General features: G+C 73.6%; 7 protein-coding genes. 6 read left to right on the forward strand and 1 reads right to left on the reverse strand.

Annotation, left to right across the window (positions count from 1 at the left end):
* Positions 1 to 68 precede the first annotated feature (68 nt).
* A complete protein-coding gene (locus tag ACWEQL_RS18340) occupies positions 69 to 1763 on the forward strand; it encodes a phospho-sugar mutase (protein ID WP_452151298.1) in 1695 nt (564 codons plus the stop codon).
* Positions 1764 to 1861: 98 nt separating this feature from the next.
* Here ACWEQL_RS18340 and ACWEQL_RS18345 read toward each other — a convergent pair whose 3' ends face one another.
* Positions 1862 to 2539 carry a PH domain-containing protein gene (locus ACWEQL_RS18345; protein WP_452151299.1) on the reverse strand — a complete coding sequence of 226 codons (678 nt, stop codon included), beginning with the start codon at positions 2537 to 2539 and terminating at the stop codon, positions 1862 to 1864.
* 219 nt (positions 2540 to 2758) lie between these two features.
* Here ACWEQL_RS18345 and deoC point away from each other — a divergent pair, with 219 nt between their 5' ends.
* The 5 genes from deoC to ACWEQL_RS18370 form a co-directional block, all read left to right on the forward strand.
* Complete coding sequence (gene deoC, locus ACWEQL_RS18350; protein ID WP_452151300.1) at positions 2759 to 3745, forward strand: deoxyribose-phosphate aldolase; 987 nt, start codon at positions 2759 to 2761, stop codon at positions 3743 to 3745.
* A 5-nt stretch (positions 3746 to 3750) separates the two neighbouring features.
* Positions 3751 to 5250 (forward strand): aldehyde dehydrogenase family protein, encoded by a 1500-nt coding sequence (locus ACWEQL_RS18355; protein WP_452151301.1) that lies wholly within the window; start codon positions 3751 to 3753, stop codon positions 5248 to 5250.
* Positions 5243 to 6148, forward strand: a complete 906-nt coding sequence (locus ACWEQL_RS18360) for an aldehyde dehydrogenase family protein (RefSeq protein WP_452151302.1) — start codon at positions 5243 to 5245, stop codon at positions 6146 to 6148. The genes ACWEQL_RS18355 and ACWEQL_RS18360 overlap by 8 nt, the downstream gene beginning before the upstream one ends.
* A gap of 265 nt (positions 6149 to 6413) precedes the next feature.
* Positions 6414 to 6833: a hypothetical protein gene (locus ACWEQL_RS18365; protein ID WP_452151303.1), complete on the forward strand. Its 420-nt coding sequence runs from the start codon at positions 6414 to 6416 to the stop codon at positions 6831 to 6833.
* Between the two features lie 41 nt (positions 6834 to 6874).
* A partial coding sequence (locus ACWEQL_RS18370) for an ATP-binding protein (RefSeq protein ID WP_452151304.1) occupies positions 6875 to 7458 on the forward strand: 584 nt, incomplete at its 3' end.

Below are 7458 nucleotides of genomic sequence, written 5' to 3' on the forward strand. Positions count from 1 at the left end.
CACCCCTCGACCTGACGGACGCACCCTCCGGCCGACAACCGACGCACTCCCCGATGGAGCTGGCAGCCATGACGCAGGCAACCACCACCGACCTCCTCGCCCGGGCCCGGGCCTGGCTGGCCGAGGACCCCGACCCGCAGACCCGCGAGGAGCTCGCCGCGCTGCTGGCGCAGGCCGAGGGCCCCGACGCCGAGTCCACCGGCCGCCTCGCCTGGTCCCAGCTCGCCGAGCGTTTCGCCGACCGCCTCCAGTTCGGCACCGCCGGCCTGCGCGGCGAGCTCGGCGCCGGCCCGATGCGGATGAACCGCGCCGTGGTGATCCGGGCCGCCGCCGGCCTGGTCGCGTACGTCCGCAAGCAGGGCCTCGGCGACCTCGTGGTGATCGGCTACGACGCCCGCCACAAGTCGTACGACTTCGCCCGGGACACCGCCGCCGTGGTGGTCGGCGCCGGCCTGCGCGCCGCCCTGCTGCCGCGCGCGCTGCCGACCCCGGTGCTCGCCTTCACGGTCCGCCACCTCGGCGCCGCCGCCGGCGTCACCGTCACCGCCAGCCACAACCCGCCGCAGGACAACGGCTACAAGGTCTACCTGGGCGACGGCTCGCAGATCGTCCCGCCGGCCGACGCCGGGATCGCCGCCGAGATCGACGCGGTGGCCTCGCTCGCCGACGTCCCGCTGGCCGAGGACGGCTGGGAGGTGCTCGGCGAGGACGTGGTCGAGGCCTACCTGGAGCGCGCCGTCACCATCGTCGACCCGCACACCCCGCGCGACCTGGACGTCGTCTACACCCCGATGCACGGCGTCGGCCGGGACGTACTGGTCGCCGCGATGCGCAAGGCCGGCTTCCCCGCCCCCACCGTGGTCGCCGAGCAGGCCGAGCCGGACCCGGACTTCCCGACCGTGGCCTTCCCCAACCCGGAGGAGCCGGGGGCGATGGACCTCGCCTTCCGCACCGCCGCCTCGGTCGGCCCGGACATCATCATCGCCAACGACCCGGACGCCGACCGCTGCGCGGTGGCCGTGCCGGACGACGGCGGCTGGCGGATGCTGCGCGGCGACGACGTGGGCGCGCTGCTCGGCGAGGCCCTGGTCGCCAAGAAGGCCACCGGCACCTTCGCCACCACCATCGTCTCCTCCACCCTGCTCGGCCGGATCGCCGCCGCCGCGGGCCTGGGCTACGCCGAGACGCTGACCGGCTTCAAGTGGATCTCCCGCGCCGACGGCCTGCGCTACGGCTACGAGGAGGCGCTCGGCTACTGCGTCGACCCGCAGGGCGTACGCGACAAGGACGGCATCACCGCCGCCCTGCTGGTCGCCGAGCTGGCCGCCACCCTCAAGCAGTCCGGCCGTACGCTCACCGACCTGCTGGACGACCTGGCGCTGGAGCACGGCCTGCACGCCACCGACCAGCTCTCCGTCCGGGTGCAGGACCTCTCCCTGATCTCCGACGCCATGCGCCGGCTGCGCGAGGTGCCGCCGGGCGAGCTCGCCGGGCTGAAGGTCACCCGGGCCGACGACCTGACCGCCGGCTCGGCCGACCTGCCGCCCACCGACGGGCTGCGCTACTACCTGGCCGGCGAGGCGGTCCGCTCGGCGCGGATCGTGGTCCGCCCGTCCGGGACGGAGCCCAAGCTGAAGTGCTACCTGGAGGTCGTCCTCCCGGTCGCCACCGCCGCCGACCTGGCCGGCGCCCGGCAGCGGGCCGCCGAGCTGCTCGCCGCGGTCAAGCGCGACCTGGCGGCGGCCGCGGGCATCGAGGCCTGAGCCGCCCACCGACCGAAGGGGGCCCCGCCGATTCCGGCGGGGCCCCCTTCGGTGCGTCCCGGTGGCCCGGGGCGTCCGCTTCCGTACGTCCGCGCGGCTCAGGAGGCGATGACCGCGATCAGCGCGATCAGGCCGGCCACGGTCGGCGCGATGATCCACCAGCACCAGCGGACCTGCACCGGCCCGCTCGCCTCCGGCCGCCCGGCGTTGCGCTCGGCGAGCTCCTGGAGCACCCCGACCACCTGGTCGGACCAGGCCCGGTTGGGGTCCGGCGAGCCCTCGACCACCGGCAGCGTCGGCCGCCCGAAGGTCGTCCCCAGGCGGGAGGCGTGCTGCTCGCGCCCGCCGCGCTCCTGGATCCGGCCGGCCCGCTTGCGCTGGCGCAGCGAGACCGGCACCGCCCACACCTGGTACTTCTTGCCGCCGGCCAGCAGCTCCACCGAGTAGCCGGCCCGCAGCGCGTCCACCGACGCCCAGGGCGCCACGACGGTGCGCAGCGGGTTGCGCACCACCAGCCGCCGGTCGTTGGCCAGCACCGCCGGCCGCAGCGTGTACGCGATCACCGGGAAGACGAACACCGGCACCGCGGCCAGCGACACCCACGGGGTCTTCCCGCTGCCGTTCAGCACGGCGTCGCCGATCAGCCACCCGGCCACGGCCAGCAGCAGCACGCCGGAGATCACGCCGGGAATGGAGCGGTACACGCGGTCCGCGTACACCGGCTCGCCATCAGGGGCGGCGGAACCCTGGTGGGGCGCGCCGTCGGAATCGGTCATGCCCACGATTCTGCCGCATGGCCCCCACGATCTACAGGGCCACGGCCGCCCGGCGGGGCGCCGGGGGCTGCGGGGACCGGGCCGGCGGGGGCGCGGTGGCAGCCGGCGCGGGGTTGCTGCGGCGGCCGACGCGGGTCCCGGGCCACATCTCGGTCCGGCATCGAAAAGGCGGGATCCGTAGCCGATGGCTACGCGCGTAGATATGCTGGTCTGGTGACTATGTCCACTCTTGCAGCCAACGCCCCCAACGCTGCGGGTAGCGGTCTCCAGGACGTCGCGGCGTCCGAGGCCTCGCTCCGCCGATTCCTGCACGGCCTGCCCGGCGTCGACCAGGTCGGCCTGGAGGCGCGTGCCGCCACCCTCGGCACCCGCTCGATCAAGACCACGGCCAAGGCGTACGCCATCGACCTGGCCATCTCGATGATCGACCTGACCACGCTGGAGGGCGCGGACACGGTCGGCAAGGTGCGCGCCCTGTGCACCAAGGGCAGGACCCCCGACCCCACCGACCCGACCACCCCCCGCGTGGCCGCCATCTGTGTCTACCCGGACATGGTCGCGACCGCGAAGGCGGCCCTCGCGGGCACCGCCATCCAGGTCGCCTCCGTCGCCACCGCCTTCCCGGCCGGCCGCGCGGCCCTCCCGGTCAAGCTCGCGGACACCGCCGACGCGGTCGCCGCCGGCGCCGACGAGATCGACATGGTCATCGACCGGGGCGCCTTCCTCTCCGGCCGGTACCTGGACGTCTACAACGAGATCGTCGCCGTCAAGGAGGCGTGCAAGCGCGCCGACGGCAGCTACGCCCACCTCAAGGTGATCTTCGAGACCGGCGAGCTGCAGACGTACGACAACGTGCGCCGCGTCTCCTGGCTGGCGATGCTGGCCGGCGCGGACTTCATCAAGACCTCCACCGGCAAGGTCGCCGTCAACGCGACCCCGCCGGTCACCCTGCTGATGCTGGAGGCCGTCCGCGACTTCCGGGAGCAGACTGGAGTCCAGGTCGGTGTGAAGCCCGCCGGCGGCATCAAGACCACCAAGGACGCCATGAAGTACCTGGTCATGGTGAACGAGACCCTCGGTGACGACTGGCTCACCCCGCACTGGTTCCGCTTCGGCGCCTCCAGCCTGCTCAACGACCTGCTGATGCAGCGTCAGAAGCTGACCACCGGCCGGTACTCCGGTCCCGACTACGTGACGGTGGACTGAGAATCATGGCCAAGAACAAGAAGATCGAGGAACCCGTCGACGTGAAGCCGAGCGGCGGTCTGTTCGAGTACGCGCCGGCCCCCGAGTCCCCCGCCGCGGCCGGCGACATCGCCACCTCCTACGGGCACTTCATCGGCGGCGAGTTCGTCGACTCCTCCGGCAGCGAGGCCCTGAAGACGGTCAACCCGGCCACCGAGCAGGTGCTCGCCGAGTTCGCCCAGGGCACCGACGAGGACGTCGACCGCGCCGTCGCCGCCGCCCGCAAGGCCTTCGCCGACTGGTCGGCGCTGCCGGGCAGCGAGCGCGCCAAGTACCTGTTCCGGATCGCCCGGATCGTCCAGGAGCGCAGCCGCGAGCTGGCCGTGCTGGAGTCGATCGACAACGGCAAGCCGATCCGCGAGACCCGCGACTTCGACATCCCGACCGTCGCCGCGTGGTTCTTCTACTACGCGGGCTGGGCCGACAAGCTGGACTACGCGGGCTTCGGCCCCAACCCGCGCCCGGTGGGCGTGGTCGGCCAGGTCATCCCGTGGAACTTCCCGCTGATGATGCTGGCGTGGAAGATCGCCCCGGCGCTGGCCACCGGCAACACGGTCGTCCTCAAGCCGGCCGAGACCACCCCGCTGACCGCGCTGCGCTTCGCCGACATCTGCCGCCAGGCGGGTCTGCCGAAGGGCGTCGTCAACATCATCACCGGTGACGGCCGCACCGGCGCCGCGCTCACCGCGCACCCGGACGTCAACAAGGTCGCCTTCACCGGCTCCACCCCGGTCGGCCGCGCGATCGCCCGGCAGGTGGCCGGCACCCGCAAGAAGCTGTCGCTGGAGCTGGGCGGCAAGGCCGCCAACATCGTCTTCGACGACGCGCCGATCGACCAGGCGGTCGAGGGCATCGTCAACGGCATCTTCTTCAACCAGGGCCACGTCTGCTGCGCGGGCTCGCGCCTGCTGGTCCAGGAGTCGGTGCAGGACGAGCTGCTGGACGCCCTCAAGCGCCGGATGTCCACCCTGCGCGTCGGCGACCCGCTGGACAAGAACACCGACATCGGCGCCATCAACTCGGCGGCCCAGCTGGCCCGGATCACCGAGCTGACCGACGCCGGCGAGGCCGAGGGCGCCGACCGCTGGTCGCCCGCCTGCGAGCTGCCCGGCACCGGTTTCTGGTTCAAGCCGACCATCTTCACCGGCGTCAGCCAGGCCCACCGGATCGCCCAGGAGGAGATCTTCGGCCCGGTGCTCTCGGTGCTGACCTTCCGCACCCCCGCCGAGGCGGTCGAGAAGGCCAACAACACCCCGTACGGCCTCTCCGCCGGCATCTGGACGGAGAAGGGCTCGCGCATCCTGTGGACCGCGAGCCGGCTCAAGGCCGGTGTCGTCTGGGCCAACACCTTCAACAAGTTCGACCCCGCCTCGCCGTTCGGCGGGTACAAGGAGTCGGGTTACGGCCGCGAGGGTGGCCGCCACGGTCTGGAGCCCTACCTGAATGTCGAGGCCCGAGATGTCTGAGACCACCATCGCGCGTCTTGACGTCCTCAAGACCTACAAGCTGTACGTGGGCGGGAAGTTCCCGCGCTCCGAGAGCGGGCGGGTGTACGAGGTGACCGACTCCAAGGGCCAGTGGCTCGCCAACGCCCCGCTCGGCACCCGCAAGGACGCCCGTGACGCCGTCGTGGCCGCCCGCGCGGCCGTGAAGGGCTGGGCCGGCACCACCGCGTACAACCGCGGCCAGGTGCTGTACCGCGTCGCCGAGATGCTCCAGGGCCGGCGCGAGCAGTTCGCCGCCGAGGTCGCGCTCTCCGAGGGCGTCGGCCCGAAGAAGGCCGCCGCCCTGGTCGACGCCGCGATCGACCGCTGGGTCTGGTACGCCGGCTGGACCGACAAGGTCGCCCAGATCGCGGGCGGCGCCAACCCCGTCGCCGGCCCGTACTTCAACCTCTCCACCCCGGAGCCCACCGGCGTGGTCGGGATCGTCGCCCCGCAGGCCGGGTACGGGCACTCGCTGCTCGGCCTGGTCTCGGTGATCGCCCCCGCCGTCGCCACCGGCAACACCGTGGTGGTCGCGGCCGCCGCCGACGCGCCGCTGCCGGCGCTGTCGCTCGGCGAGGTGCTGGCCACCTCCGACGTCCCCGGCGGGGTCGTCAACGTCCTGTCCGGCCGCACCGCCGACATCGCCCCCACCCTGGCCTCGCACCAGGACGTCAACGCCGTGGACCTCACCGGGGCCATCGCGGCGGACGGTCCCGGCGCGGCGCCCTCGCTGGAGGCGCTCGCCGCGGATACCCTGAAGCGAGTGGTCAGGCCCGCGCTCGACCCGTTCGCCCAGGACTGGACCCGGGCGCCCGGAACGGACCGGCTACTCTCGTTCCTGGAGACCAAGACGGTCTGGCACCCGATGGGTATCTGACCTCCCGGTCCCCCGCCGCCCGGCCCGCCGGGTGACAACTCCACAGACTGGCCGTCCCCAGTGCCCTCACCCCCCCAGGGCCCGGACGGTCGATGACGGACCCGCGCCTCTCCCCCCCCTGGCGCGGGTCCGTCGACCTTCGGCGCCCGTGCCGCGCTCCCGACGTCGACTTTCGTCGCCCCGGCTTCCGCCTTTCGGCGCTCCCGCCGCCGCGCGGGCCCGACGAGAATCGTCCACAGGAACGACCGAGGGGGAGACGGGCGACGTGGGCGAGATCGTGGGCGAGCTGATGGCACTGTTCGCGGACGGGTTCGTCCGCAGGCTGGCGGTCGCCCGGGCCCGCCGCCGCTTCGAGGCCGGCCGGCCCGTGCGGATCCGCTGCTCGGCCCGCTCACGGCGGCCCGGCTGGCCGCGGCGGACGTACGCCAACGGCGCCCTGCGCATCACACCCGGGGCCGCCACCGTGACCTTCGGCTCACGTGTCCTCGGCCACACCCCGCTCGCCGTCGGCGGCACCTTCCAGGACCCCGAGCCCGACGACTGGTACGACCAGGACTGGGGCTCCACCGCCTACCTGCCGCCCGACGGGGGCCACCCGGTCCACCTCCAGGTCGACAGCCGGCACCTCCCGCTGCTCCACCTCGCCCTGGCCGGCGCCCCGGTGGAGCAGGAAGTCACGTCCTGACGGTTTCGGCATCGCGCCCCGATGCGTCAGACTGGTGTCCCGTGAGTGACTCCCCGCTGAACCCTGAGTCGATGACCCGTGCCCGGGTGGTCCTGCTGTCCGGCCCCTCCGGATCGGGGAAGTCCTCGCTGGCCCAGGCCAGCGGTCTGCCGGTGCTCCAGCTCGACGACTTCTACAAGGACGGCGACGACCCCACGCTGCCCCGGCTGCCCGACGGCGCCGTGGACTGGGACTCCCCGCTGGCCTGGCACGGCGACCAGGCCGTGGCCGCCATCCGGGAGCTGCACGAGCGCGGCCGCGCGATGGTCCCGGTGTACTCGATCCCCGACAACGGCCGGATCGACACCCGCGAGCTGGACCTCGCCGGCGCCCCCGCGTTCATCGCCGAGGGCATCTTCGCCGCCGAGATCACCTCCCGCTGCGCCGAGGAGGGCCTGCTCGGCGACGCGATCTGCCTGCGCAACCGCCCCACCACCACCGCCTGGCGCCGGCTGCGCCGCGATGTGCGCGAGGGCCGCAAGTCGCTGCCCGTCCTGCTGCGCCGGGGCTGGCGGCTGATGCGCGCCGAGCGCGGCATCGTCGGCCGGCAGGTCCGGCTCGGCGCCCACCCGTGCGGCGGGCCGGA

It is taken from the genome of Kitasatospora sp. NPDC004240 (assembly GCF_053603215.1).

Excerpts from the sequence above, each read along its gene's own strand:
- ACWEQL_RS18345 (WP_452151299.1), bottom strand. The coding sequence starts at position 2,539 with ATGACCGATTCCGACGGCGCGCCCCACCAGGGTTCCGCCGCCCCTGAT.
- ACWEQL_RS18355 (WP_452151301.1), top strand. The coding sequence starts at position 3,751 with ATGGCCAAGAACAAGAAGATCGAGGAACCCGTCGACGTGAAGCCGAGC.
- ACWEQL_RS18360 (WP_452151302.1), top strand. The coding sequence starts at position 5,243 with ATGTCTGAGACCACCATCGCGCGTCTTGACGTCCTCAAGACCTACAAG.
- ACWEQL_RS18340 (WP_452151298.1), top strand. The coding sequence starts at position 69 with ATGACGCAGGCAACCACCACCGACCTCCTCGCCCGGGCCCGGGCCTGG.
- deoC (WP_452151300.1), top strand. The coding sequence starts at position 2,759 with ATGTCCACTCTTGCAGCCAACGCCCCCAACGCTGCGGGTAGCGGTCTC.